Origin of the sequence: Streptomyces sp. NPDC019224 (assembly GCF_040632605.1) — a bacterium.
Taxonomy (GTDB): domain Bacteria; phylum Actinomycetota; class Actinomycetes; order Streptomycetales; family Streptomycetaceae; genus Streptomyces.
The window spans coordinates 70,148-94,327 of record NZ_JBEYCF010000004.1 but is presented as its reverse complement, the minus strand read 5'-3'; the positions used below and the strand labels follow the sequence as shown (position 1 = coordinate 94,327).

The window sequence follows — 24,180 nt, the reverse complement described above, 5'->3', positions numbered from 1 at the left end:
GGTTCAAGCGGCGAGCTGGAGGGCGTACCAGGTGAGGAGCTGGTCGACCGCCGCGGTGACGGGCTTGAGCACGAGCTTGGTGTCACCGTCACGCCAAGCGTTCGCGACCTCGGCCAGAGGAGGGACCGCGAGGGCCGTCAGACCCGGCATCCGGGAGGCGGCGGCGAGGATCCGGTCAGGGCCGGACTCCCACTGGTTGTGCTCGCGCAGGAGAAGGCGGCAGGCGAGCACGAGGTGCTTGTAGAGCTGCCGCAGGGCGGTCGCCCCCTCGGCAGTACGCAGACGGCGCATGGTGAGCATGACCTGGGGCAGTTCACGGACGGCGGCGAACGCGAGCTCGTCCCGGCTGATCGTCGGAAGTCCGAGGTCGGGCGCCGCATGCAGGACGGGGCTGCCTTGCTGGAGCTGGTGAAGGACGAAGGCCAGGCGCGGAGTGAGGCGTCGGGCGGTCAGTTCTCCGGGCGTGACGAGGGTGGGGCCGAGCGAGGCCGCACTGCCGAGGGCCGTCCGGTACTGCTCCAGGGCCTCATGAATCCCGCCGATGACCTCGTGCTCGGCGATCACCATGAGGTCCAGGTCGGACCAGCCGGCGATCCAGGCTCCCTCTCCGGGGCTTCCGGTCAGGGCGACAAGCCGGACGCCGGGTCCGTACGCCCGTACCGCGTCGGTGAAGTCGGCCGTCGCCGACGCGACTGCTGCCGGAAGACCGAGCCCGTACGGGGTGGCCACGCGCAGCGCAGGCGTGGAGGGCGGGGCGGCGATGCGCCGGAGGCGGGCGCGAAGGGCTGCGATGCTGCCGGTGTTGTCGATGACGTGGTCGGCCAGAGCGGCGACCTGGTGGGCGCCGCGGCTCATCTTGATCTCGTCCTTCGCGGCGACGGTCTGGGCCGGCGTGCCCGACCGCTCGACGCGTACGGCGAAGGAGGCGTCCAGGTAGACGATCTGGAGCGTGTCGCCCATGAGCTGCTTGAGCTCGGCGATCGAGGCATCGTCGTGGACGGACTCGATGGTGAACAGCTTCGTGTCGACGTGGGCGTCCGCGAAGCGGTTCAGCTCCCCGAGGAGCAGTTCGGCCTGCCGCCGGGCCGAGAGTGCGTACGGGTCGGCGAGCCCTTCCCGATGGGCTGCCTGCCGTAACAGGAAGCCGATCTTGAGGCGTTGGGCGCCGCAGGTCCGCTGGACGAACTGCGCGCTGGTGCTCTTTCCGCACTCGCTCAGCCCGCCGAAGGCGAGCACCTGGCGCAGATGCCGACTCGGCTTGATCTCCGTCGGAGCGACGTCCTCCCGCCCGTACAGCTTGAAGCGGGCCGGCACGGGGAGCCGACGACGGCCGGCGACGACATCGGAGACCAGCGCGTCGAGAGCGGCGCACAGCTCCTCATGTTGCCCGTGAAGGGCCGGGACACGTCGTGCGGCCAGCTCATCGCGGCCCGCCGCCCGCTCGCTGTGCCAGATCCGCAGTGTCAGCACCGACATGCGGTCCACGACGGAGGCGAGCGTCTCGGTGTGCAGGGGCACATCGGCGCGCCCCGCGTCCGCCAGCGAGCCGAGGACTTCGTCAGCGCGCTCGGCGAGGGCGTTGCGTTCGGCGTTGAGCTGGTCGATCTCTCGCTTGCAGTCGGCGACCTGGGCGGCGGAGAGCAAGGCGCTGCGCACCCGGTCCTCGGTGTCCCACAGACGCCCGTTGACGGCGTGGAGCCGGGTGACGGTGTCGTCCAGGCGGTGCCGGTCCTTGTCCTGGAGGGTGGCCATGGCGCGGACGAGCCCCGGAGGTAGCACCAGGGGCGGGGAGTTCTGAGTCATCGGGGACCCCCGTCGATGAGTGGAGTGAGGCCAAGGTGATCGAGTACGGCGCTGTGCACGTCGTCCAGGGAGCGGTTCTCGCAGTCCACGACGGCGGCGTACGTGCCGTGGCCGGCCTGGTGAAGCAGAACAGCGTGCAGTGTCTTCTGATAAGCCGGGTAGATCCCGGTCCACGGGCGGCCCTCGCGGGCGCTGGTGATGGCGTAACTGCGCTCGGCGTCGAAGGACGCGAGCAGCAGCACCGAGGTCTCCGATGCGGTGGCGCGCGAACCGGCGATGTCCGTCACGGTCTTGAACGCCTCGCCCACGGTCAGCCCGTCCTTGACCACGCATGTCGCGGTGGCCACAGAGAGGAGCATGGGCAGGCCACGGTCCAGCAGTCCCGTACGACCGGGCTCGCGTGCGGCGGCCCGCTTGGCGTGACCGACGAGCAGCATCTCCGTCAGCTCGACCGTCGTGGACGTCTCGAACCACCACCGGGCGTAGTCGCCGGCCGCTACCCGCGCCCACGGCTCGGGGTCGTGCTCGTGGACAGCCCCCAGCGGCTGAAAGGCGTGCCGGCGCGCGGCCAGCCGGTCGAGGTGAGTCGTCTTGCCGACGTTGTCAGGGCCGTTGAGGCTGACGAAGTCCGGTAACCGCTCCATCGCTCATGCCTCGCGGATCGGTGTGTCGAGGACGGAGGTGATCGCGTGGGTGTTCGTGGCGATGAACTCGGCCAGCTCCGGCGGCATCAGGTTCAGCTCACGGACGGCCTGGGCGGTGAAGGGCACCCGGACCACCTCGTACCCGCCCCGCTCCGGCTTGTCGAACTCGGTGCCCGTCCGTGCGGCCAGGTCCATCGACTCCAGGCGCGCCGCGAAGATGTGCTGGACTCCGACGCCTCCCTCCAGCGCGTCGGTGATGAGGTGCACGAGTTCGGCGCGCTCCAGCTTGCCGCCCAGCTCCTCGAACACCTCCCGGTGCAGCGCCGCCTCGATGGTCGCGTCCTCTTCCTCGACGCCTCCGCCGACGGACACCCAGTACGGCTCCCTGCCGGGCTTGGTGCGCTTGATGAGGACCAGTTCGTCGCCGTCGAGAAGGATGGCGCGGGCGTTGCGCTTGACGATGTCGGTCATGCCGTTTGCTCCTTGGGTGTGTAACCGGAGAGAACGGGCGGAGGGGCGCTTTTGGGCTGTGGCCACTTTCCCCGGTTCGTGAATACAGCATGGTGCAAACTGATCGCTGAGTGTGACGCACGGGTGCTGCAGCAATGCCGCAGTAATGCCGAACAGGACTGCGCACAGGGTGTTTCGGCGTTTCACCAGGTGATGGACGGGGGGTACGACGGTGGTGACTGTGCAGAGATGGTCCGGGCGTGAAGCACGGCTGCTGCGCGAGGCCCTTCGCATGAGCCTGCGTGACTTCGCTGCCTACCTCGGAGTCAGTGACCGGACCGTGTCGAACTGGGAGGGAGGCGGCGCGAGTTACCAGCCGCGTGCCGAGTCCCAGGCTGTGCTCGACACCGCACTCGACCATGCGTCGGGCGAAGCGCAGACGCGGTTCGCGGCGGCACTGGGAACGAACGGCGCTGCGCCACCCGTGACAGGCCGAATCGAAGTCGACTCCCACAAGTTCCTGCCAGTTTTCATCGGTGTCGAGCGCGCCGGCCGCCTCCGCGCGCACATGAGACCGAGTGCGCACGACGGGTGGCTGGAGTCCTCCTCGGCCCGCGTCGACCACCCCGAAGCGCAGCAGTGCGTCCTTCATGTCTTCGCGTGCGGGGTGGCCGTCTTCCACCTCGTTCAGCCGCACGAGCCCGCCGCGCTCACCGACCTCGCGGTCTGGCGGTACCGCTCCTACGCTTCCGACCTGCCCTGGGCACGAGACAAGCTCCGCGACCTCCTGGATGAGGAACCCGCCGGCGTTCCCAACCCCGAGTACGTCCTCTCCCTCTACTGGCTCACCTCGGGCCCCTGGTCCGGCGACGCCCACGACACCGCCCTGCGCCTGCTGTCCACGCCCTCCGTCCTGGTCGACCGCGGCGCCCCGGACGGCCCAGCTCCTCTGGGCGGTGCGGTCGAGGAGTCTCTCCTCGCCAACGGCTTCGACCACCCCGACATCGTGTCCTTCGGCGTAAGGGGTGTGTCCACCGCCTACGCGGGCTGGTCCGGCGTCGCCTACGCGTCCCACTCCCGCGAGCGCAGCCTCACGATCGACGAGTTGGTCACCTGCGAACTGACCGTCCAAGCCCTCTGGTGTTTCACCCGCCAGGTGCAGCAGATGATCGAGGACGGTCAGGACCCTTTCATGCCCGAGCAGTACGGCTGGCGCTTCCTGCGTGCCGCCTCCTCCCGGCTCACCGCCGCCCGAGCCCAGGAGACCGCTCAACACGTTCTGATGCGGGAGGCCATCATGAAGACCAGCGGGCTGGCCGAACGGCTGCGCACCGCGCAGGACGCTCTGCGAGAGGGCGTCGGGTGAGAACACAGGGCAGGAGAAGCAACGGATGGACATCGGCAGCGCCGCGCTGGTCGTGATCGACATGCAGAACGGCTTCGTGAACGATCGAAGCCGCCACGCCGTTCCTGCGGTCTCCGATCTCGTCGCCCAGTGGACCGGCGCCGGCCGACCCGTGATCTTCACCCGGTACTTCAACTATCCGGACAGCCCGTACGAGCGCTTCTTCCAGTGGCGCCGCCTCCAAGAACCACCGGAGACCGACATCGTCCCCGAACTCGCGGAGGCAGCAGCCCGCGCGCACGCGGTCGTCGACAAGACCGGCTACACCCTCTTCACCTCCCATGCAGCCGAACTGGTCCGCGGGGATGGCTTGACCGACCTCGTCTTCTGCGGGATCGCTACCGAGAGCTGCGTCCTGAAGTCCGCGGCCGACGCCTTCGAACATGGCTACGCACCCTGGATCGTCACCGATGCCTGCGCCAGCGACGCCGGCCCTGACGTGCACGACGCCGGACTCGTCGTCGCCCGCCGCCTGATCGGAACCGGCCAACTTGTCACCGCGGACCACGTGGCCGGCCAACTCGCCGCGTACGCAGGGGCCCCGGTGCTGGAATAGCCCCATGGGCGACACGCTGTACGACACCGAGCTGATCATCATCGGCGGTGGACCCGCCGGGTGCGCTGCCGCACGTATGGCCGCCAGCGTCGGCATGGTCTCGATTCTGGTCGAGCCGGACCGGCTGTGCCGGAACCTGTACCGGATCCCGGCCTTGAACAATGTCCTCGGCGGCTACACCGGCGGACCCGAGCTGGCCGACGCCATCGTTGCCGAGCTGAAGAGCACGGAGCTGTGCCGCCTCGAACTCGGTCGGTACGTCAGCGAGCTTCGCGCTGACGACGCCCAGGTGACCGTCACGTTGGACACGGGCGCTTCCCTCACCGCCCCGTACGCCATCGTCGCCACGGGCGTCGGCCCTCTCCAGCCCAGCGACGCGCCCTGGATCACCGCCCCCGTCGGCCTGACTCTGCCCGCGCTCTGGCGGGCCGACGCCGACGACGCCCAAGGCCGGACCCTCCTCGTCCTCGGCGGCGACCGCCCGATCGGCACTTTCCTGCGCGCCCACCCGACCACGGACACGCGCCTTCTCGTGGCGTACCCGGCGACGGACGCGTACAAGATCGACGAGATCCGCGACGACTCACGGGTCACGCTCCTCCCCGCCGATCACCTGACGCTGCACGGTGGGGAAGGTGCCCAGCTGTCGGCCGAGGCAGTGGGAAGGGACGGTGTCCGCCGGACGATCACGGCGGACGCGGCGTTCCTCAGCCTGGGAAACGCCCCCGCCGCCCCACCCGGAGACCTGATCCGTGGCACGGACGGATACTGCCCGCCCACCGACCAGCACCCCCGCGTCATCGTGGCCGGCGACCTCCGCTCGGCCCGCTTCCAACGGATCATGACTGCCCTGGGCTCCGGCAGCGAGGCAGCGCTGCAGGCGTACTACGCGGCCCGGGACCTGCCCATCAAGGGGTGAGGCCCCGGCGTTGTGCATCAGGGGATGGCTCTTGGAGGGGGGAACCCTTGTGACCAGCAGGGCAGAAGTGGCGATCGCTGCTGCCATCGTTGCTCGGGACGCGCGCGTTCTACTCGTACAACGACGCGTGACGGAAGGCGCCCTGTCATGGCAGTTCCCGGCGGGAAAGATCGAACCCGGTGAAACACCCGAAGACGCCGCCGTACGTGAGACCCAAGAAGAGACCGGACTACGGGTGGCCCCACAGAAGGCGCTGGGACGCAGAATGCACCCTCTGACGGGCAGGGAGATCCACTACATCGCATGTCGGCCCGTCGGGGGCAAGGCGGCCGTTGCGAGCGCTGGTGAAGTGGCCGACACGGTCTGGGCCACGCTCGGTGAGATTCCTCAGTACGTGCCGTACGGGCTGTTCGAGCCGGTGCAGCGCTACCTCGACGCTGCCCTGCCGAGCCAGCTTCCGTGGAACGCCACGAGTGTGGGGCTGGTGCGGCAGGGCTGGAACGTGCGGTTCAGCGTCGCCGTGGGGAGCCATTCAGCGGCATGACTTCGCTCCGGGGCGCTGGCTCGGGTGCGGCGACCGGGCGCTTCCCGTGAGTGGGCGGGACCTGGAGGTTCCGAGGGGCAGCAGGAAGATCGGCTGACCTCCGTAGCCGCCACACGAGTACTTCACTCATGTACGCCGCCGTGCCCAGTTCCCTTCGGGCCGCTGCCTCGGTGAGCAGAGCGGTGGGGTCGTGCCCGGCTGCCTGGACTTCGTCGAGAGTGGCGACGAGGGCGTGCCAGCCGGGTTCAGCGAGGATCCGGCCGGCCAGTTCGGGCAGGGCTTGCCGTACGAGGGCGGCATGGCGGTGTTGTCGGGAGGGAGCCATGCGCACGCCTCGCTGGTGAAGAGCCGCTATCGGGCGCTCGGCGGCGGTCCGGTAAGCCGTGCGGAGATGTTCAGCAGCCCGGTGCGCGGCTTCGGCCTGCTGGGCATGCTGCTTCCCGGCGTGCCAGTGAGCGGCGGCAGAGACCAGAAAGATGAGCATGTCGATGGCCATCGCGGTGGCGGCGCCGTCCTCGCCTCGGCCGAAGGCCGGGCCGCTCTGCACGAGGTCACGGGCGGCTCGGCGCAGGGCGTGGTCGTGGCCGCGTGAGGCACGTACGTGAGAGCGGGAAGCGCGCTCGAACGCGGCCGCTGCGGCTTGGAGCTCGTGGCGGGTGTGGGCCGCAGACGTTTGGGCGAGGGCGTCGAGCACTTCCCCGGTGGCGGCGATTTGCGCGGCGACGACGCCGTTCTCGCCGTGGTCGACGACGAACAGGGCCTGCCAGGCGGCGCTGGTGGCGCGACGACGGGCGGATGCAGGTCCGGTCACCGGCGGCAGGGCCGGCTGCTGGGCGGGGTGGTCAGGGTTCCCGTTCCAGCGTTCGCAGATACGGGGCAGGGAGAGATCCGGGGCGAGCTTGGAGCCGGAGTAGAAGACTGGCTTGCCCGTGGCGTTGCGGTCGCCGGGGAGGGCGACGGTGTAGCCGAGGGGGTCGCCCGACGGTGCGACACGGCGTCGCACGAGCAGGCCGGCCCCGGCGAGGCGGTCGAAGAACTCCTCCTCGCTTCCGGCGCCGGCCACCGAGCGCCGGACCGCCTCCCGCAGCTCCTCGCGCGGGGTGCGTTGTCGACCTCGGCGTTCGGCCTTATGGCGTTCGGCGCTGGTGGGTCGCTTGGCGGCGGTGCCATCGCCCGGCGTGACCCGGCGCAAGCTGTAGTCCGCCTCGATGAGGCGGGCCTCGGCCTGAGCGCGGCGGGCTTCGTTGTGCAGGCGGGGCCGGCGGCCGTCGTCGCGGACCAGGGTGGCGATGATGTGGATGTGGTCGTCGGCGTGCCGGACGGCCGCCCACCGGCAGGCGGCGTCGTCGCCCTCGGGGTCGATGCCGGTGGCGGCGACCATGCGGCGGGCGATGGTTGCCCAGGCGTCGTCGGGCAGAACCGGGTCTTCAGGGCTGGCGCGTACGGACAGGTGCCACACGTGCTTGTCAGGGCGTCGGCCGGCGGGCAGGGCGTTGACGGGCTGGTCGAGCAGCCGCTGCAGCTGCCCGTAGGTGGCCTGCGGATCGCGGCCCGGGTCGGGCATGAGCGGGTCGAAGGCCGCCACGAGGTGTGGGTCGATGTGCTCCTCGTGGGTGCCGGGGCCGTACAGGTATCGGATGAGGCCGACCGTCGCGCTGCCGCGCTTATGGATTCGAGGGATCATGCCGGGCAGCCACCGTCCCGGTGGGCGAGCAGGGTGTCGGCGGCGTCTTCCATCCGGCGAGCCGCGTTCAGGACGGCCTTAGCGGTGGCGTCGAGGTGGGGTGCGTCGACACCTGAGTTGAGTGCCTTGGCGACCTGATTGAACAGGCCATGAATCCGACCCAGGTGCCGGCGGGCGGCGAACACCTCATCAAGGACTTCCCGCTCGGTGGCGATCTCGGCCGCGGTGCGGGTCAGGTCGCGGGCCGCCTTGTCGACTGCGTAGGCGAGGAAGGCGGCATTGGTCATCTGGCACTGGGCGGCTGCGTCGGTGAAGCGCTGGTACTCGGCGTCGTTCATGCGGCAGCTGGGCTGGTGCAGACGCTTGCGGGGCTTCGGCTGACGGGCGCGCTGGCGTCGCCGCGAAAGGGGCTCGGCCTGCCGTCCCGCTCCTGGTTGCGGGCCGCCCTCGGTCGCAGCCTGCCGGTCCGGCGCCCCCTGGCGCAGGGCCGGTCCCGCCACCCCTGGGGCGGGAATTCCGGGAGCATTGCTCCCGGGACAACTTGCTCCGCCTTCTGCTGGGGTGGTCGGCTGCTGTTGGCATGTGGCAGGTTCGTGATGGGGGTCGCGCACGGGATCTCCGTCTCAGGTCACCGCTGGGGTGAGTCGTTGCGGTCTTGGGTCAGGAATCTGCGTGTGCGGCCCCGATCCGGGACTTGAACTCGCGGACAACACGGCCTACGACGTTGCTGGAGACGCTGTAGCCGGCGTCGCGCACGGCGTCCTCCACACGGTCGCGTCCGACGCTGCCGGTCTCCTCGTACACGCGGCGGGCGGACGCGAGGATGACTTCGTCGGAAGCGCTGGGCTTGCGCACGGACCGCTTTGGCTTCGGCGTCTGGTGCTTGGCCGATGGGGTGAGTGAGGTGCTGCCCGTAGGAGGCGGAGCGGCGTCTTGCGGGCGCGACACCTGGTGCGAGCGGGCGGCCGTTTTCGGACTGGAGTGGTCGGTGGCATTGGGGCCGGCGCCCGGGTCGGGCACCCCGTCGACCGGATCTGACGGGTGCGGGCGGGCGTGGTCTTCTGCCCGCCCGTCGCGGTCTGCCCGATCGTGGTTGGTCGCTTGCCCGTCGGCTTCTGCCCGGGAGGATCCGGGCTGCGCAGTGGGCAGGTCGAGGGGCTGCCCGACGGGCAGGCTCCAGCGCTCGGGCAGATCGACGGTGGCCAGCGACGCTGCTTGACGGCGGGTGGCGAGCTGCCGCAGCAGCTGCTCGTTCCGGAACGGGTCGGCATCGATGCCGGAGCGGGCGAGCGCCTTGGCAAGTCGACGTATGGTGCGGCGGCCTGCCCGTTCGGTCCGCTGTCCGGGAGTCATCTCGGCGAGGCGAGTAGCCAGGGCGACGGCCCGCTGCGTGGCCCGATCGCGGATGATCTCGGCCGCGCCCTGGTCCTGCTCGAAGACCCCCAGCCGGGCGAGCAGCCGCTCGCGGGCCTGCCGAGTGAGTACAGCGCCGAGCCCGCGGGAGGCGGCTTCGGGAGTGCGCTGGCGGAGTTCGATGCCCATGGCAAGGTGCCACAGCACGGCCGCCATCACCGGGCCGGTGAAGGCGCGTACGATGCCGCCGACCGGGCCGGACTCGGCGTAGGCGGGAATGGTCTGCATGGCGGTGATCACCCAGACCAGGACTCCGGGCAGGCCGGCCGTCTGCCTTGGACCATGCAGGTTCTGCCGGGCCATCAGTGCCATCGAGAACAGGGCGAGTTCTGCGGCGGAGAACATCGTGGTGCGCTCGGCGGTGTTGCGCATGTCGAGGTAGTGGGCGGCGAACCGCCAGCTGGTGTCCGCGCTGTAGGCCGTGCACACGAGCGCCGCCACGGTGGCGGTGACGACGGCAGCCGAGGGGCGCCGCTTCCGATCATGGGGGAGGCGTTTGCTGCGTCGGGCCCTCAGGCCCGCGAGCAGTGCACCGGCGGCAACCGCCAGGACGGCTGCGGGCAGGAGCGGGCTGTCGGCGTACGAGACTGAGGCTGCGGCGAGTGCTTCGGGTATGGCGGACGGCATGCGCGGATCTACTCCGAGGGAAGGATGGGGAGACGATCACGGCGTTCACGGAGGGGGCGTACACGCGGGGCCCCCTTCTAGAGGGGGCCCCGCGCGTGATCGCTTGGGGCGTGTACGGCGTGTACGGTCGCGTGATCGTTCTACCTGCGGTTTTGCGGTGACCGTGTGCCCTGTGAGCGGTTCACGAGGGTGCAGGGGCGTGGAGGCCGCGTGCACGGTCCCGTGAACGCTTCGAGGGGGTTGGCGAGGAGGTCAGCCGACGGCGGTGAGGTGGCGGGCGGAGGCGTAGTAGCGGGCCTGCTGGCCGCCTCCGGCCCCTCCGGCGATGCCGTCGGTCTTGGTGGCCAGGCCGCTGTCGACGAGGCGGCCGAGGTGGCGTCGGGCCTTCTCGATGTCGGCGCGGTCGGGGTCGCCTCCGCCGATGAGGACGGTGGCCAGGTCGCGTGCGGTCAGCCCGTTGGGGGCGTTGCGCAGCAGGACGGCGGGGTCCTTGGTGGGGTCGACGATGGTGGTGCCGCGCACATGGTCGTGCGTGACGTCCAGGGGGCCGACCTCACCGGTGGGGGTCTTGAGGTGGTGCAGGGTGACCGCGGGATCTCCTGCCCGTCCGCTCACGAACAGGACACTGCCCGCGCCGGCGGTGATCCAGGTGGAGCCGTAGACCTGGTCCAGGCTGGGGCGTTGCCCACGTGGAGCGTCCGCGGTTGCCTTGCGCTGGTGATGCAACTCCAGGATCTCCACGCCGCTGCGCAGGGCGCGCATGCGGGCGTTGTGGAAGGCGACCGCGAGACTGTCGTCGACCATCGTGCTGACCGCGTCCTTGAGGCTGTCGATCACGATCGTGTCGGCCTGGTGGGCGGCGGCGAGATCGGCGAGGAGGTCGGGCTCCTTGTCGAGGGTCGCGGGCAGCGGGCCCTGCCAGACCACGAGCCGCTCGCGCAGGATCTTCTCGTCGGTCGAGAAAACGCGGCGGGCCATGGCCTTGGCGATCTGCTTGGGGCGGTCCATCGCCAGGTAGAGCACGCGCCGGCTTGGGGCGACGGGCATCTCCAGGACGGTCTCCTGGAGACCGAGGCGGGCGAAGATCACTTGATGGGCCAGCGTGGTCTTGCCGACGCCCGGAGCGCCGACGATCATCAGGCTCTCGCCCGGTGCCCAGACGGTCTTCTCACGCGTACCCCACAAGGGCTCGGCGTCCGCCCCGCTCTCCTTGACGAATGACCACCCGTCGGTGGCGAAGCGGGACAACCGTCCCTGCCCCGAGGCGAGCGCACGCTCACGCTCTGCGCGCACTTCCGCTTCGACCTCGCTGCGGATCGCCTCGGGATCGGCGCCGGGTTCCCGGGCCCGCTGGAGGGTTCGTACCGCCGAGGTCACCAGGCGGCGAAGGTCGGCTTTCGAGCGGACGATCTCCGCGTGGTACTCGGCGCTGCTGGTGCCGTAGGGGGCGTTGGCGAGCTGAGACAGGTAGGTGTGGCCACCCACGCGCTGTAGGTCCCCTTGCTGCTGGAGCAGCTCGGTGAGGACGATCGGGTCGGTGGGTTTGTCCTCGCGGTGCTGAGTGAGGAGCGCGCGCCAGATGGTCTCGTGCGCGGGCCGGTAGAAGGCGTCGTCGCCGAGGATGGGCCTGACCGCGGCGATGACGCCGGGTTCGTGCATGCAGGCGCCGAGGACCGCGCACTCGGCGTCCAGGTTGAACGGATGCTCCGTCCGGGTGGAGCCTTCGTCGAAGCGGGATGGCGTCTGGGATGGCAGGGTCGTACTCTGGTTCACGGAGCTCCTCACCCGGCAGGCCATATGGGGCGGCAACCCCGGCCTCCGGTTTCGATCGTTCAGGGATGGATGGTTGTGCGGTGGAGCCTCTACTTCGGCCCCGGTGTTCGTAGCACCGGGGCCGCTTGCGTGTGCGGATCCGTCCGTCGCTGTACGGCGGAGTACGACCATAGCCGAGATTTTCGGCAACGCAATGCCTTGCATTTCAATCCGCAACGATGTTTAGTTGTGGACGCTGGATCGACTGGACTTGTCGACGTGTGAAGGGAGGCGCGAGTGAGCGGTGAGGAAGGCGCGGAGCGCGCCGGCCCAGGTCGACCGGTGCCGGAAGATCACGTCGCCGCACGCGTCAAGCTGGAACGCGAGGTCCGCGGTTGGAGCACGGTGAAGCTCGCCGAGGAGATGGCCGCCGTCGGTCATCCGATCAACCAGTCCGCGATCTGGCGCATCGAGAGCGGCAAGCCCCGTCGCAGGGTCAACCTCGACGAGGCGCTCGGCTTCTGCAAGGTTTTCGACCTCACCATGCAGGACCTGACCGGCCCGCCGGGGGAGCTGGCCACGCCCCGCATTCGGCAGCTGGCCCATGAGTACGTCCAGATGACGCGGGAGTACCACCAGCTTCGAGCGGCGATCGACCGGAACCAGATGCACCTGGGCGAGATCCAGAGGGAACTCGATGCCTACGGGGACAAGGGACCCGAGCGGAGAGGGCAGGTCGACGAGCTCCTCCGGCTCGAAGAGCGAGCGTTGATGAGAAGCATGCACCCGTCCCGGGCCCACCTGCGAAACCAGGGGCAGCGACCCGTCGGCGAATAGCCGGCCACTGTCTCTTCCACGGCGCTACGAACGCCGAGAACACCACACGTGGCGACCTCCGTCGCCGACGATCAACCATCCATCCCTGAACGACGCCACCGGCCAGGCCGGCGGGAGTTGCCGCTCCCGCGACGCCGCGAGGCCGGCGGGAGGAGTATCCCCATGCCGCAGCCCACGCTGCCCATTTCCCAGATAGCCCAGCTCCTGGACGTCCCCGAAGACGCCCTGCGCATCCTGATGGCCGAGCGGCGACCCGTCGGCGACACGACCTTGGTCGCCCTGACCGTCTCCGAGGCCGCCCGTCGAATCGGCATCGGCCGCACCAAGCTGTACGAGTACGTCTCGTCCGGTGAGATCGCCTCCGTCAAGATCGGGAGCTTGCGCCGCATTCCAGCGGAGGCGGTGAACGACTTCATGGCCCGCCGACTGTCGGCGACCGATTTCGGGGCCGCCGCGTGACTCGCACCTCCACACCGAAGTCTCGCCAGCCCAACGGCGCCTCCTCCATCTACCTCGGCAAGGACGGCCGCTGGCACGGCCGAGTCACCGTCGGCGTCAAGGACGACGGCACTCCGGACCGGCGCCACGTCAGCCGTAAGACCCGCGCCGAGGTCACCAAGGTCGTCCGCGAGCTGGAGCGCCAGCGCGACAAGGGCGCCGTCCGCAAGGCAGGCCAGTCGTGGACCGTGAAGACGTGGCTTGCCCACTGGGTGGAGAACATCGCCGCCTCGCACGTCTCGGAGAACACGATCGATGGCTACCGGGTGGCGGTCTACCACCACCTCATCCCCGGCCTCGGTGCCCACCGCCTGGAGAAGCTCGACCCCGAGTACCTGGAGCGCTTCTACAAGAAGATGCAGGACAACGGCAGCGCCGCCGGCACCGCCCACCAGGCTCACCGCACGATCCGCACGGCGCTGAACGAGGCCGTGCGCCGCAAGCACCTCACGGCGAACCCGGCCTCCATTGCCAAGGCCCCCAAGGTCGAAGAGGAGGAGGTCGAGCCGTACACGGTCGAGGAGGTCCAGCGCCTCCTCGCCGAGGCCGCCAAGCACCGCAACACCGCCCGCTGGGTCATCGCGCTCGCCCTCGGCCTGCGCCAGGGCGAGGTCCTCGGCATGCAGTGGGACGACGTCGACCTCGAACTCGGCGTCATCCGTGTACGCCGTGGCCGGCTGCGGCCCCGCTACAAGCACGGCTGCGGAGACCGCTGCGGACGCAAGCCCGGCTTCTGCCCTCAGAAGATCAACACGCGGCGCGAGACCAAGAACGCGAAGTCCCGCGCCGGCCAGCGGCCTATCGGCGTACCCGAAGAGCTGCTCCAGCTCATGCGCCGGCACAAAGAGGACCAGGCCCGCGAGCGAACCGTGGCCCGTGACCTCTGGTCGGAGAAGGGGTACGTCTTCACCTCGCCGACCGGCGAGCCTCTGAACCCGAACACGGATTACCACAAATGGAAGGAGCTCTTGAAAGCCGCCGGCGTTCGCGACGCCCGCCTTCACGACGCCCGCCACACCGCGGCGACAGTCCTGCTCATCCTCGGCGTCTCCGACGCCGTCGTCGACGCCATCATGGGCTGGGAACCCGGCAAGTCCGCCCGAATGCGTCGCCGCTACCAGCACCTGACGAGCCGCGTTCTCAAGGACACCGCCGCCAAGGTCGGCGGCCTCCTCTGGGGCACGGACCAGACTGAGGAGGGTGCCGCGCCGGAGGCAGGCCAGAGCCCCATCCCCGCCGACCGGATGGTCCACGTCGCCCGCCTCGGCGAGCGACGGGTTCCCTTCCTCCACCGCGAGCACGCCGACGAGGTCGTCGAGCGGTGGAGTGAGGACTGGCCCGACCACACAGCGGAGGTCGAGGAGTGGGACCGCTGGCGCTGGGAACACCAGGGCCCCGGCGGCGCGAGCGCCATCCGCAGTCGCGTACCGGAACGAACCGTGATCTTCTACGCCCGGGCTCTGTTCCTCCCTGGCGGAGAACGCGTGGCAGGCGGGGTCCTGGAGCAGTGGTCGGTGCCGGCCTGGGACTTCGAGACCGACCGCTACACCGACCGCACCTCGGCCTGGCGCACGGCCCGACGACCCGGCACGGGCCAGGAGGTCGAGGCCCAGGTACGGGGCACGGACAGGACGGCTGTGGAGGCCGCCTTCACCGAGGCATGTACGCAAGCTGTGGACCGAGCCCGGAACCCGGGGAAGTACGGCGACAGTGATGAGTGGTAATGGCCGCTGCCCTCGCAGTAAGTGCCGCGACGCGGAGATCGCTTGATCGGCGAGTCGGCCGTGCCTGGTCGGGACCTCGACCTCCTGGATGAGGTCCCGACCAGGCATGAGGAGGTTACGACTGGGAATCTCGTTCCATCACGGCAGTCGCAGTCTCGATGCCGTTGACGACCTCGTACTCGAGGTCGTTGATCCCGACTCTGTCCTTAACTGTGTCGAAGTGAATTCTGGCGGATGCAATCTTGTCCTGCTCCATGGGGCGGAGCAGCTCGAGTTCGTTGGTGCCCTTGGTTTCGAAGACGATGTAGCGGCTGCCATCAGTACGTTCAACGGTCAAGGCCCAGTCGGGGTTGTAGCTCCCCAGTGGGGTCGGGATCTTGAACGAGGACGGAAGCTTTACGAAGGTTTTGACCTCAGATCGTTGCAGGAGCGCGAGCGCGAAGTCCTTCTCCGTGTTCGAGTCGACGACTAGGTACTTGTATACGGACTTCTGCTCGAACGAGATCGCGTTGCCGTCTGCATCGCTGACGATGTTTCCTCCAGGACCGGTGTACCCGGCAAGGTCGGCCTCGCGCAGCAGGCTGAGCGCATACCGACGGTCTGCTTCGGGGCGGGAGGAATCCACCAGCTCGTAGCGCAGTCCCTTGACCTGGAAGTCAGCCTTGGTGACGTTGAGTTGGCGGCCTACCTGGTCGATGTATGCCTGTGGGTTGTCCCGGAACTGCCCGAGGGTGCCGGACTCGGTGAGCACGTGAGCGAGCGTGGCACGGGTCAGCTGAGTACGGTCTGCAAGGACCGACAGAATGTCGGGCAGGTCCTCGCTGTCGGCGTAGGTGACGTCCGCGCGGCGCGCCGCAGCGGCTTCCGCGGTCAGGCCGCCCTGGTCGATGCGTTCCACACGGTGTGTGACCCACTCTCCGCGACGCTTGGGTACTGGAAGCATGCCGCGCAGAGCCTTAACCATCGCTGCACGCAGGCTGGCTTCATCGACCTCGACACGGTACTCCGTGCGGTGCTGGATGCGCTCCCACAACTCCTGGAACTCAGGGCTCTCCAGGCGTTCCTGGACGAGGGGCACCGCGACGCGTTCGCCGGCCTTCTTGACGTCCATAGGTTTGGCCAGGCGCTTGATGAGTCCGAGCACTGCCTTGGCTGCGGCCTCGGATTCGACGGAATCGCTGACAAGCTTAGTGAGGTTCTTGTCGCCGGTCTGCACGGCCTGGCGCAGGTTGTCCTGCACCTTGCCCTTGACGTCGATGTACCCCTCGGAGAACAGGGCCTGGTACAGCGTTTGAGCAGCGGCCGGGCCCACAGGAACGACCGTCCCGTCCTCCGCCTTGAAGGACAGGCGCGCGAAGCTGTCTACGGTGATGAGGCCGAACTGGATGCCCAGATCGTCGGCCATCTCGCGCTGCAGCCGGTCGGCGAACTCCTCGTAGGACTCGTTCGCGATCACGGTGAGGCGGTTGATGTCAAAGCCGTGGACCCGGTTGCCTGACCCGTCCACGCACAGTCGCAGGCCACGGCCGATGGACTGACGCCTCCATCGTTCAGTGCCCATATTCCTCAGGACGCAGATCTGGAAGACGTTGGGGTTGTCCCAGCCTTCCTGCAGCGCGGAGTGGCTGAAGATGAACCGGAGAGGAGTGCCGGGGGTGGTCAGCCCGACCTTGTCCCGCATGATCTGCTCGTAGGCCCAGCCGGCCTGCTGGCGCCCCTTGTCGGTGGTCTCCTTGGTATCCACCAGTACCTCGGCACCTCCCTTGCGGCGGTCCACGGAGAAGTACCCCTGGTGGGCCTCCTTCGCGATCTTGTCAGCAGCGGAGTCGCCCAGCAGCGTGTTGAACTGCGGCTCGGAGGCGATGCGCGTGTACTCCTGCTCGAAGATCTGTGCGTACTCGCCGAGAAGTGCCTCGCCGTCGGGGCCGTACTCGCGGTACTTGGCCACGGAGTCGACAAAGAACAGGCTGAGCACCTTTATGTCGCGACCGTGGACCGCGAACTCCTGTTCCTTGAACAGGTGTTGCCGGATGGTCTGGGCGATCATCTGACGGGCTCGCTCGCCGATGCTGACCTCGTCGCCGATGCTGTCGCTGACTCTCAACGGCCGCGCGACAGTGTCGAAGGAGATACTCTCCTGCCCCGGGGCCGCATTGATCGCGACAACGGTGATGTCCTTGTACAGATCCCGGCCGGTGACATCCGCGAGGTTGTTGCGGGATGTGGTGTCTACGGTGACGGCCTTGCGCTTGATCTCGTTGCCCTGCTCGACGTCGGCCTCGACGCGTGCTGTGATCGCTCCACCTTTGCCCCGCGCTACTCCGAGCAGCTTGACGTACGGGGTCGTCCCGCTGGCAGAGGTGATCAGAGAATCGACCTCGATCTGCTTGACCAGTTGCTTCTCGTAGGCGGCGATGGCGTCCAGGCGGTAGACAAGGTTGGCCTTGTCTCCCTTGGGATGGGTAGCCGAGTAGCGCAGGGTGGCCAAAGCGTTGAGGTCCTCCAACGCGCTACGCCCTGCCCCCTTCTTCTTGCTGTTGCCGGCGTCACCGTACACGCTCTGCGGCTCGTCGACGATGATGATCGGGTTCGTGGCCCGGATCAGGGCAGCGGGTACCTCGAAGTCGAGGTCTTCGGCTGGCTGGTAGATCTTGTTGGTCTTCTTGTTGATCGCCGCAACCGTGACGATCATGATCTCGATGCTCGGCGAGGTCGCGAATGAGCGCACGCGGGACGGGTGGCCGCCGTCGAACTGGAAACAGCTCACCGGCGGGTTGCCGTACAGGGCACCAAAGTGCTCGCGCAGCATCTGGATGGACGTTTCGACGCCCTCCTTGATGGCCACTGACGGCACCACCACCATGAACTTGGTGAACCCGTAAAGCTGGTTGAGCTCGTAGATGGTTCGGAGGTAGACATACGTCTTGCCGGTGCCGGTCTCCATCTCGATGGTGAAGTTCATCGAGTCCAGCGACGGCTCCGGAGCCAGACCGGTGCGGTTCTGCACCTCGTGCAGGTTGGTCAGGATCGACTCCGGATCCAAGCGCAGCATGTTGCCGTAGCCAAGGTCGGAGAACCCTTCGAAGCCAACATGGGCGGCAGGGTGGGCGTGCACGGTGAACTGGGAGGCCATAACCTCCTGGCCTCTGAACAGGCCCGTAACCGCGTCGATGGCTTGACGCTGGTAGTCGAGGTCCGACTCGAAGGAGAACTTCATTCAGATACTCCGCACCGTGGTGAAGCCGGCCTGCTCGACGGCAGCGGCGAAGTTGAGCTTGGCGGCGGAGTCAACGAAGCCCGTGTCACGGACGACGACCGTGGTGTCGGCGTCTCCGGGGTCTTCGTCTCGCCACGCCACCAGGACCTTGGCGACCTCGTTCGCACGCTCGACCGTGATGTCGGTGCCGAAGTAAGCGAACAGCGTGCCGGACAGGTTGTACAGCGTGCTGCCGGCGACCTCGCGCGTCTCCAGCGGCGTAGTCAGATCCACGCCCAGGCGCAGCATCATCTCGACCAGCAGGTCGTCCGTGGTGCGCCCGGAGACGAGATTGTCCACGGCTCCGAGGAGGTCGAGCTGGTCGGGCGTACCATCCCAGGCCCTCACGTTGCTGGATGCCAGGCGGTACGACCGGAAGCCGGTGTCGATGATCGAGGCATCGGGGGCCTGCTTGTCGGTGACCTGCTTGCCCGCACGGCGCAGCCGCTCCCGTGTGATGTCTGCGATCGTGGCGTAGCCATCCTTGTCGACGGCCTCGTCGAGCTGGACCAGGATGTAGCGGCGGTTACCGCCATCTGCAGCGTTGAGGTCCATGACGGCGTGGCCGGTGGTGCCCGATCCCGCAAAGAAGTCGAGGACCAGTGCATCGGGGTTCGATTGCGTGACAAGGTCGATCCACCGAGCGATGACGGTCTCGTCCTTGGGGAAAGTGAAGACCCCCTTGCCCAGAAGGGCATCCAGCCGCTTTGACGCCGCACGTCGGTCTGTATAGAAGACGGGCAGCACTGACTGTGTACTGGTCTCGTCTAGGTAGCGCTTTAGCGTGGGGCGGGTCTTCTCGTCCCTCCCGAACTTGATGCGTCCCTCGGCGAGAAGTTGCGTCATGCGCGTGCGCTCGTACGCCCAGCCGTTGGGGTGCATATTGGCAGGCTGGCCGGTCACTGGGTGGAGAACTTCGTAGCAGAGGTTGGGGCGCGGGTTGGGGCTGCGCAAATCGCTGCTGAAGTACACGCTGCCGGGACGGCCACTGTTCCCGTCGACATGGTTGTAGTGCTCGGAGGCTCGCCGTGGATCGTCTGGGGCGAGGCTGCTCCACCATTCCTTCATTAGCTTCGTAGCGGCGAGTTCATCTTCGCCAGAGTCGGCCCAAGCTTTCCTCCCAGCGGCCAGGATCGAATCGATGCCTGGCTTTGGCTCGCGCCATCGCACGTCGGCTAGGGCACCGATATCCTTGACGTAGATCAGCATGTAGTCGGTGGACGGGGAGAGGAAATGAGCGTCGTTCTTACGTCCGCCCTGCCAGGTCACACTAGCGATGAAGTTCTCCGCCCCGAAGACCCGGTCCATAAGGAGCTTGAGACGTGCGTGTTCCGCGTCGTCGATGGCAACGATGACGACGCCCGTCTCTTTGAGTAGATGGTGGGCCACGAGGAGGCGCGGGTACATCATCGAGAGCCATGCGGTGTGCCTGGAGGCACCGGCCTTACGGTCCTGGGCACGGTCGGAGCCCTCGCCGCTCTGGAGCACGCCGTCGTCATCACGGTGACCGGCCGCCATCTCGTGCTCGGCCCGGGACGTAGTCCGCTTGTCGGCGTAGACGAATTCGTCACTTCCGGTGTTGTAAGGCGGGTCGATGTAAATCACGTCGACCTTGTTGGTGTACCCGCGGCGCAGTAGGCGCAAGACCTCGAGGTTGTCCCCCTCGACCACGATGTTGCGGGTGGTGTCCCAGTCGACGGACTCTTCGTGCTGGGGAAGAAGCGTTCCTGTCGCCGGAAGGGTAGAGAGACGCCGAGCCGCAGCCATACCGGGCCAGCGCAGACCGAACGCCTCGGCGGAACTCGGGGTGGCATCGTCACCCAGCAGGTCACGCAAAGCGTCGATGTCGACGGTGCCATCGACAACGACGTCGGGAAAGAGACGGGCCAGCAGGTCGAGGTTTGACTTGGCTTCGCCGGGGCCGGTCACGTCGTCGAGCGGTTCAAATTCCAGGGTCACAGGTGATGTCTTTTCTTCTATGGGGAGGGGAGTTGGGCGCCGTTGGTCAGGTGATGCCGTGGTCCTGGGCGGCACTGTAAAGGGTGCCTCTGACGCGTTCGATCTGGGCGCGCAACGTCCGTGCCCGCGTATTGAGCTCGATACGCTGTTGCTGGTTCTTCGCCCGTTTGGCGTCCCGTACGACGGTGATCAGTTCCGCCTCCAGGCCGGTCAGCCCTCGACGCAGTGAGATGGCTTCTGTTGCTTTTAGGGCTGTACTGGCGGGTCGTCCGTCTGCTGCAGCGGTGCGTACGAGGTCGCGGTACAGCGCCCACATGTCTGTGCGGTCGAGCCGATCCAGCTGCAGGGCACCGGGTTCGATCTGCCCGGCTGGCACCAGGACGTGTGCGTCGATCACAGAAGTCGACCGAGTAGGGTCCGTACGGCTGACATGGGTGAGTGCCAATGAGAGTGCCGTGGCGCCGTCTGGCATGAGCGCTAACAGCACCACAGGCTTGGCCATGCTGCGGTGTACGAGCTCAGTCACGCGGGTGCGGTCGGCGGCAGTCGTTGGGTCGGTCAGGACGACCTCCAAGACTGGGATATCGACAACGGTGCGCTCGATGCCCCGGTGCTCGGGTACCTGGATGGTCTCAGGGCGCAGGATCCCGATGAGCTGTGCCGAGGCCACGGACTTGGTGACTAGGCGTGCATCAGCAGGAGACTGATCTTCGAACTGTTCGGCGAGCATCTTCTTTGTGATTCGGTGCTGCTGGCGTGCTGCCTCCGGCAAGCCGAGCAGGCCGGCACCGTCGAGGCTGTGAGGCGTGTCGGTCACGGGATGACCGCCAGCCAGGCGACCACATCCACGGCTTCCAGCCCGGGCGCGCTGGCGTCGGTTCCGAGCTGAGAAGGGCCTGCGGAGAACAGGGAGGCCACCATGCTCTCCGCAGTCTTGCCGGACGCCTCGCGGACCACGACGTCCAGCAGACCGCGGTAGTGCTTCATGGATCTGCCCGACCTGGTTGCCGTGCCGAACTCTGCCAAGACGATGCTGTCAGGTTCAGTGCTGCCGAGGCAGTGGTGGCGCAGGACGTCGAGAGCCAGCTTGGGTTCCTCGATGGGGTGGGCGAGCTCGCCGTCGTCGGTCACGTAGGCGAGCACGTACGGGGCCAGCGGGTACGCCTTGGAGAAGGCGAATGCGTTGTCGCGCACGCGCAGAAGGAAGACCGCTCCAGGAGCGAGCCCATCGTCTGCCAGTGTCTTGTCGAAACGGGTGACGCTGAACAGGGCCAAAGGCCAGCCGGTGATCTCCCGGACCTCTTCATGCGGGCGGGCAGCGGCGTCCATACGGAAGTCGGAGAGGGTCAGATCGGTGATGCTCAGCCCGCCGGCGAGGTCTTCCATAGTGGGGGCGGCGTTCTGCATCTGCTGAAGCTGCTTGCGCCGGTAATCCAGGTCGTTCATGTCGCCGGAGGTGACGTCCAGGACGTTCTCCTCGCCTGTTGCGGAGACATCCAAGAGGGTCATGCGGCTGGACACGCGTGTCTCGAGGTTGATGTAGGCATCCAGGGCCATATTGGGCCAGAAGTTGACGAGCTGGACACTGGTGTTAGTGGTGCCCAGGCGGTCCACACGCCCGAAGCGTTGGACGATGCGTACGGGGTTCCAGTGGATGTCGTAGTTGATCACCGTGTCACAGTCCTGAAGGTTCTGGCCTTCGGAGATGGTGTCGGTGGCAATCACGATGTCGATCTGTGGGGAACCCTGGTCGCCGCCTTTGGAGCGTGGGGAGAACGCGGTGAGCACGTCGATCATGTGGGTGCGCTGCATCGGGAGCGTGGTTCGGGTGGTCTGCCCCGTGATCAGCGCGACGTGCACACCCAGCTCGTTGTTGGCCCAGCCGGCCACATGCTTGTAGAGATATTCGGCGGTGTCGCTGAACGCGGTGAATACCAAGGCCTTGCGGTTATCTCCGTTGGTGGGGTTCTCGGCCTTTTCGCGAAGGAACTGCTTGAGTTGGGCGAGTTTGGCGTCGCGGGTGGCGTCGACCGCGTACACCTCAGCCAGCAGCGTCGCCACGGTGTCCCGGTCCTGTTGGAGTTCCTGCCGCCATCTAATCCGGTCGATGTCGGCGAGGAACACCTTGACGCTGCCGCCGACGGTGTCCTCGAACTGGGGGTCATCCAGGTCGATGCTGTCCAGGTCCGCGAAGTTGTCGATGGAGGTCCCCTCGCCTCCAGACGCCTCGTAAGCGTCGACGCTGGCGATAGCACGGTCGATGGTGCCGAGGATTTTGCCGAGAGTCTCGCCTAGAGAGTTGACTGAGGACTCCAGGCGCTTGAGAAGCCCTATCCGCAGCAGATGGACGACGTTGTTCTCGCGGTCGGTCTGCCTCCACACGCGATGGCCGCCCGTACGTACCTTCTGGTCGTAGAGAGCTGCGTACTTGTTCTCGTGCTTCGCGCTGACGTAGGAAGTAGGCTTGTAGGCGGCCAGGTTCAGGCGCAAGATCGATTGGTTGATCTGCTCCAGGGGGATCATGGCGTTGGCCGCGTCTATGGGCGGGGTGAGGTTGATCGGGGTCAGACGCTCGGGGAACTCCCCCACGTCCTTGGTGCCGTAATACTTCTGGATGTGCTTGCGCGAGCGGGCGATCGTCACCAGGTCCAGCAGGCGGATGTAGTCCATGCCGAGGGTGCCGGCCAGGGACTTCGTGCTCCGGGCAGCTGAAGGTGTGCGCTGCCATTCGTTGAATTGCTTCTGTGCCTTTGCCAGGGTGGCCTCAATGCTCTTGATCCCGTCTGTGGCCAGGGCCTGGTCGTCCCCTTCGGTCGCGAACAAGACCTGGTTCTTGAGGTCGGCCAGGCGGGTATTTACTGGCGTGGCGCTGAGCATGAGGACCTTGGTCTTGACGCCGTTCTTGAAGACCTCGTCCATGAGGCGTTGGTACCGCGTTATCCGCCCCTTGACCTGTGGGTTGTTGCGAAAGTTATGGGACTCGTCGATCACGACGAGGTCGTAGTTGCCCCAGTTGATGTTGGCCAGGTCGATGTCCCCGGATTGTCCGCCTGTGCGGCTGAGGTCGGTGTGATTGAGGACGTCGTAGTGGAAGCGATCGGCGGCCAGCGGGTTGCGGTTGTCGTTGCTGCGGTAGATGGTCCAGTTTTCCCGCAGTCGCTTGGGTGCTAGAACGAGGACGCGGTCGTTGCGGAGCTCGTAGTACTTGATGACCGCGAGAGCCTCGAAGGTCTTTCCCAGGCCCACGCTGTCGGCGATGACGCAGCCGTTGTGGCGCTCAAGCTTCTCGATCGCGCCGAGCACTCCGTCACGCTGGAATTTGTAGAGCTTGTTCCACACGACGGAGTCGTAGAAGCCGGTCCTGCCACGCTCGGCGGTCTCCTCGCCGGACTCTTCGATGAAATCTCGGAACAGGGAGGTCAGGACACGCAGGTAGACGGACTCGGGCGCTCTGTCCGTGAAGAGGGCCCTGGCAGCATCAAGGAACTCCTGCTGGACGTTGCAGGTCGTTGCATCGTCGTGCCACATCCGTTCGAAGTTGACGACCGTCTGCGCCACCTTGTCCGCGTCCGTGGACTCCTGGGGGAAGTAGAGGCTCTGGGGCGGCACCAGGCCGAGGCTCTCAGCCTCGAAACCTGCGCCGTCGACGACGTAGGGGAATGGGCCAGAGACGCTTGTCCAGGTGCCGCGAGCGCGCCGCTTGAGTGCCCTGGTTTGGAGGTGCTCCTCGGCCCAGGTCGCGAACGCACGGGCGATGCGATGCTGATCCAGACGTGCACGCTTCAGGTTTTCCTGCTCGAGCCCGTTGAGGGGGAAATCCGTCAGGCTGGCGCCGTGCAGGAGTAGACGCAGGTCGACGTCGGTCAGCTCGTCCTGGAGCGCCTCGTAAACGAAGAGAGAGAACGACTCCGACAGCGAGTCCACGCGCGTGGCGCCGGTCAGGTGCTTGCGCAACCGGTCGATCGCATTGCCTGCGTCGCTGGGCACCATGAAGCTGAACCTCCGCGTGGACGTGGATCCGCTGCCGTGAGTGGGTCTTGAGCCGTCCTGATGCTATGACGCTGTTGTGCCTGGCTGGGCCCTCTTTGTGAGCTTCCGCAGCTGGCCAC

The 24,180-nt window shown here is 67.3% G+C and carries 17 protein-coding genes and 1 pseudogene; 7 read left to right on the top strand and 11 right to left on the bottom strand.

All coding sequences use genetic code 11. The features are described from left to right. Window positions 1-3: 3 nt before the first annotated feature. The 3 genes from ABZ564_RS04135 to ABZ564_RS04125 are packed head-to-tail and all read right to left on the bottom strand — an operon-like array spanning window position 4 to window position 2,918. Window positions 4-1,803: a DUF4254 domain-containing protein gene (locus tag ABZ564_RS04135; protein ID WP_360849072.1), complete on the bottom strand. Its 1,800-nt coding sequence runs from the start codon at window positions 1,801-1,803 to the stop codon at window positions 4-6. Beyond that, on the bottom strand, window positions 1,800-2,447 hold the full coding sequence (locus ABZ564_RS04130) for a hypothetical protein (protein ID WP_360849069.1): 648 nt from the start codon (window positions 2,445-2,447) through the stop codon (window positions 1,800-1,802). The genes ABZ564_RS04135 and ABZ564_RS04130 overlap by 4 nt, the downstream gene beginning before the upstream one ends. Window positions 2,448-2,450: 3 nt before the next feature. After that, a complete protein-coding gene (locus tag ABZ564_RS04125) occupies window positions 2,451-2,918 on the bottom strand; it encodes an NUDIX domain-containing protein (protein ID WP_010056475.1) in 468 nt (155 codons plus the stop codon). Between the two features lie 211 nt (window positions 2,919-3,129). Between ABZ564_RS04125 and ABZ564_RS04120 the strand changes: the two genes are divergently transcribed. The 4 genes and pseudogenes from ABZ564_RS04120 to ABZ564_RS04105 all read left to right on the top strand — a co-directional run. Next, window positions 3,130-4,263 carry a helix-turn-helix domain-containing protein gene (locus ABZ564_RS04120; protein WP_360849065.1) on the top strand — a complete coding sequence of 378 codons (1,134 nt, stop codon included), beginning with the start codon at window positions 3,130-3,132 and terminating at the stop codon, window positions 4,261-4,263. A 25-nt stretch (window positions 4,264-4,288) separates the two neighbouring features. Beyond that, window positions 4,289-4,858 (top strand): isochorismatase family cysteine hydrolase, encoded by a 570-nt coding sequence (locus ABZ564_RS04115; protein WP_360849063.1) that lies wholly within the window; start codon window positions 4,289-4,291, stop codon window positions 4,856-4,858. Window positions 4,859-4,862: 4 nt separating this feature from the next. Further along, window positions 4,863-5,777 carry an FAD-dependent oxidoreductase gene (locus ABZ564_RS04110; RefSeq protein WP_360849060.1) on the top strand — a complete coding sequence of 305 codons (915 nt, stop codon included), beginning with the start codon at window positions 4,863-4,865 and terminating at the stop codon, window positions 5,775-5,777. A 49-nt stretch (window positions 5,778-5,826) separates the two neighbouring features. After that, a pseudogene (locus ABZ564_RS04105) lies at window positions 5,827-6,228 on the top strand (NUDIX hydrolase); the annotation flags it as partial. Between the two features lie 58 nt (window positions 6,229-6,286). Here ABZ564_RS04105 and ABZ564_RS04100 read toward each other — a convergent pair. The 4 genes from ABZ564_RS04100 to ABZ564_RS04085 all read right to left on the bottom strand — a co-directional run bounded on the left by ABZ564_RS04100 (window position 6,287) and on the right by ABZ564_RS04085 (window position 11,818). Next, window positions 6,287-8,005: a mobilization protein gene (locus ABZ564_RS04100; RefSeq protein WP_360849057.1), complete on the bottom strand. Its 1,719-nt coding sequence runs from the start codon at window positions 8,003-8,005 to the stop codon at window positions 6,287-6,289. Continuing rightward, window positions 8,002-8,343, bottom strand: a complete 342-nt coding sequence (locus ABZ564_RS04095; RefSeq protein WP_360849054.1) for a plasmid mobilization relaxosome protein MobC — start codon at window positions 8,341-8,343, stop codon at window positions 8,002-8,004. Before ABZ564_RS04095 ends, ABZ564_RS04100 begins: the two co-directional genes overlap by 4 nt. Window positions 8,344-8,665: 322 nt before the next feature. Then, complete coding sequence (locus tag ABZ564_RS04090; protein WP_360849050.1) at window positions 8,666-10,045, bottom strand: hypothetical protein; 1,380 nt, start codon at window positions 10,043-10,045, stop codon at window positions 8,666-8,668. A 252-nt stretch (window positions 10,046-10,297) separates the two neighbouring features. Next, a complete protein-coding gene (locus ABZ564_RS04085; RefSeq protein ID WP_360849047.1) occupies window positions 10,298-11,818 on the bottom strand; it encodes a DnaB-like helicase N-terminal domain-containing protein in 1,521 nt (506 codons plus the stop codon). A 321-nt stretch (window positions 11,819-12,139) separates the two neighbouring features. Here ABZ564_RS04085 and ABZ564_RS04080 point away from each other — a divergent pair, with 321 nt between their 5' ends. From ABZ564_RS04080 to ABZ564_RS04070, 3 genes are all read left to right on the top strand, one after another. Further along, the gene (locus ABZ564_RS04080; protein ID WP_136206614.1) at window positions 12,140-12,634 is read left to right on the top strand and encodes a helix-turn-helix transcriptional regulator; all 495 of its coding nucleotides are present in this window, start codon (window positions 12,140-12,142) and stop codon (window positions 12,632-12,634) included. 162 nt (window positions 12,635-12,796) lie between these two features. Continuing rightward, window positions 12,797-13,093, top strand: a complete 297-nt coding sequence (locus ABZ564_RS04075) for a helix-turn-helix domain-containing protein (protein ID WP_136206613.1) — start codon at window positions 12,797-12,799, stop codon at window positions 13,091-13,093. Continuing rightward, complete coding sequence (locus tag ABZ564_RS04070; protein WP_360849043.1) at window positions 13,090-14,856, top strand: tyrosine-type recombinase/integrase; 1,767 nt, start codon at window positions 13,090-13,092, stop codon at window positions 14,854-14,856. The genes ABZ564_RS04075 and ABZ564_RS04070 overlap by 4 nt, the downstream gene beginning before the upstream one ends. 115 nt (window positions 14,857-14,971) lie before the next feature. Here the strand turns inward: ABZ564_RS04070 and ABZ564_RS04065 are convergent, their stop codons facing one another. Genes ABZ564_RS04065 through ABZ564_RS04050 form a run of 4 tightly spaced genes read right to left on the bottom strand, consistent with a single transcriptional unit; the run spans window position 14,972 to window position 24,061 of the window. Beyond that, window positions 14,972-18,073, bottom strand: a complete 3,102-nt coding sequence (locus tag ABZ564_RS04065) for a DEAD/DEAH box helicase family protein (RefSeq protein WP_360849040.1) — start codon at window positions 18,071-18,073, stop codon at window positions 14,972-14,974. Further along, window positions 18,074-20,071, bottom strand: a complete 1,998-nt coding sequence (locus tag ABZ564_RS04060; protein ID WP_360849037.1) for a site-specific DNA-methyltransferase — start codon at window positions 20,069-20,071, stop codon at window positions 18,074-18,076. Window positions 20,072-20,117: 46 nt separating this feature from the next. Next, window positions 20,118-20,888 (bottom strand): DUF4391 domain-containing protein, encoded by a 771-nt coding sequence (locus tag ABZ564_RS04055; protein WP_360849034.1) that lies wholly within the window; start codon window positions 20,886-20,888, stop codon window positions 20,118-20,120. Continuing rightward, window positions 20,885-24,061 (bottom strand): helicase-related protein, encoded by a 3,177-nt coding sequence (locus tag ABZ564_RS04050; protein ID WP_360849032.1) that lies wholly within the window; start codon window positions 24,059-24,061, stop codon window positions 20,885-20,887. Before ABZ564_RS04050 ends, ABZ564_RS04055 begins: the two co-directional genes overlap by 4 nt. Between the last annotated feature and the right edge of the window lie 119 nt (window positions 24,062-24,180).

What these genes read in the sequence shown, in the direction of transcription:
- ABZ564_RS04100 (WP_360849057.1), bottom strand. Translation starts at nt 8,005, where the DNA reads ATGATCCCTCGAATCCATAAGCGCGGCAGCGCGACGGTCGGCCTCATC.
- ABZ564_RS04050 (WP_360849032.1), bottom strand. Translation starts at nt 24,061, where the DNA reads ATGGTGCCCAGCGACGCAGGCAATGCGATCGACCGGTTGCGCAAGCAC.
- ABZ564_RS04125 (WP_010056475.1), bottom strand. Translation starts at nt 2,918, where the DNA reads ATGACCGACATCGTCAAGCGCAACGCCCGCGCCATCCTTCTCGACGGC.
- ABZ564_RS04090 (WP_360849050.1), bottom strand. Translation starts at nt 10,045, where the DNA reads ATGCCGTCCGCCATACCCGAAGCACTCGCCGCAGCCTCAGTCTCGTAC.
- ABZ564_RS04115 (WP_360849063.1), top strand. Translation starts at nt 4,289, where the DNA reads ATGGACATCGGCAGCGCCGCGCTGGTCGTGATCGACATGCAGAACGGC.
- ABZ564_RS04130 (WP_360849069.1), bottom strand. Translation starts at nt 2,447, where the DNA reads ATGGAGCGGTTACCGGACTTCGTCAGCCTCAACGGCCCTGACAACGTC.
- ABZ564_RS04110 (WP_360849060.1), top strand. Translation starts at nt 4,863, where the DNA reads ATGGGCGACACGCTGTACGACACCGAGCTGATCATCATCGGCGGTGGA.
- ABZ564_RS04095 (WP_360849054.1), bottom strand. Translation starts at nt 8,343, where the DNA reads ATGAACGACGCCGAGTACCAGCGCTTCACCGACGCAGCCGCCCAGTGC.
- ABZ564_RS04065 (WP_360849040.1), bottom strand. Translation starts at nt 18,073, where the DNA reads ATGAAGTTCTCCTTCGAGTCGGACCTCGACTACCAGCGTCAAGCCATC.
- ABZ564_RS04075 (WP_136206613.1), top strand. Translation starts at nt 12,797, where the DNA reads ATGCCGCAGCCCACGCTGCCCATTTCCCAGATAGCCCAGCTCCTGGAC.
- ABZ564_RS04135 (WP_360849072.1), bottom strand. Translation starts at nt 1,803, where the DNA reads ATGACTCAGAACTCCCCGCCCCTGGTGCTACCTCCGGGGCTCGTCCGC.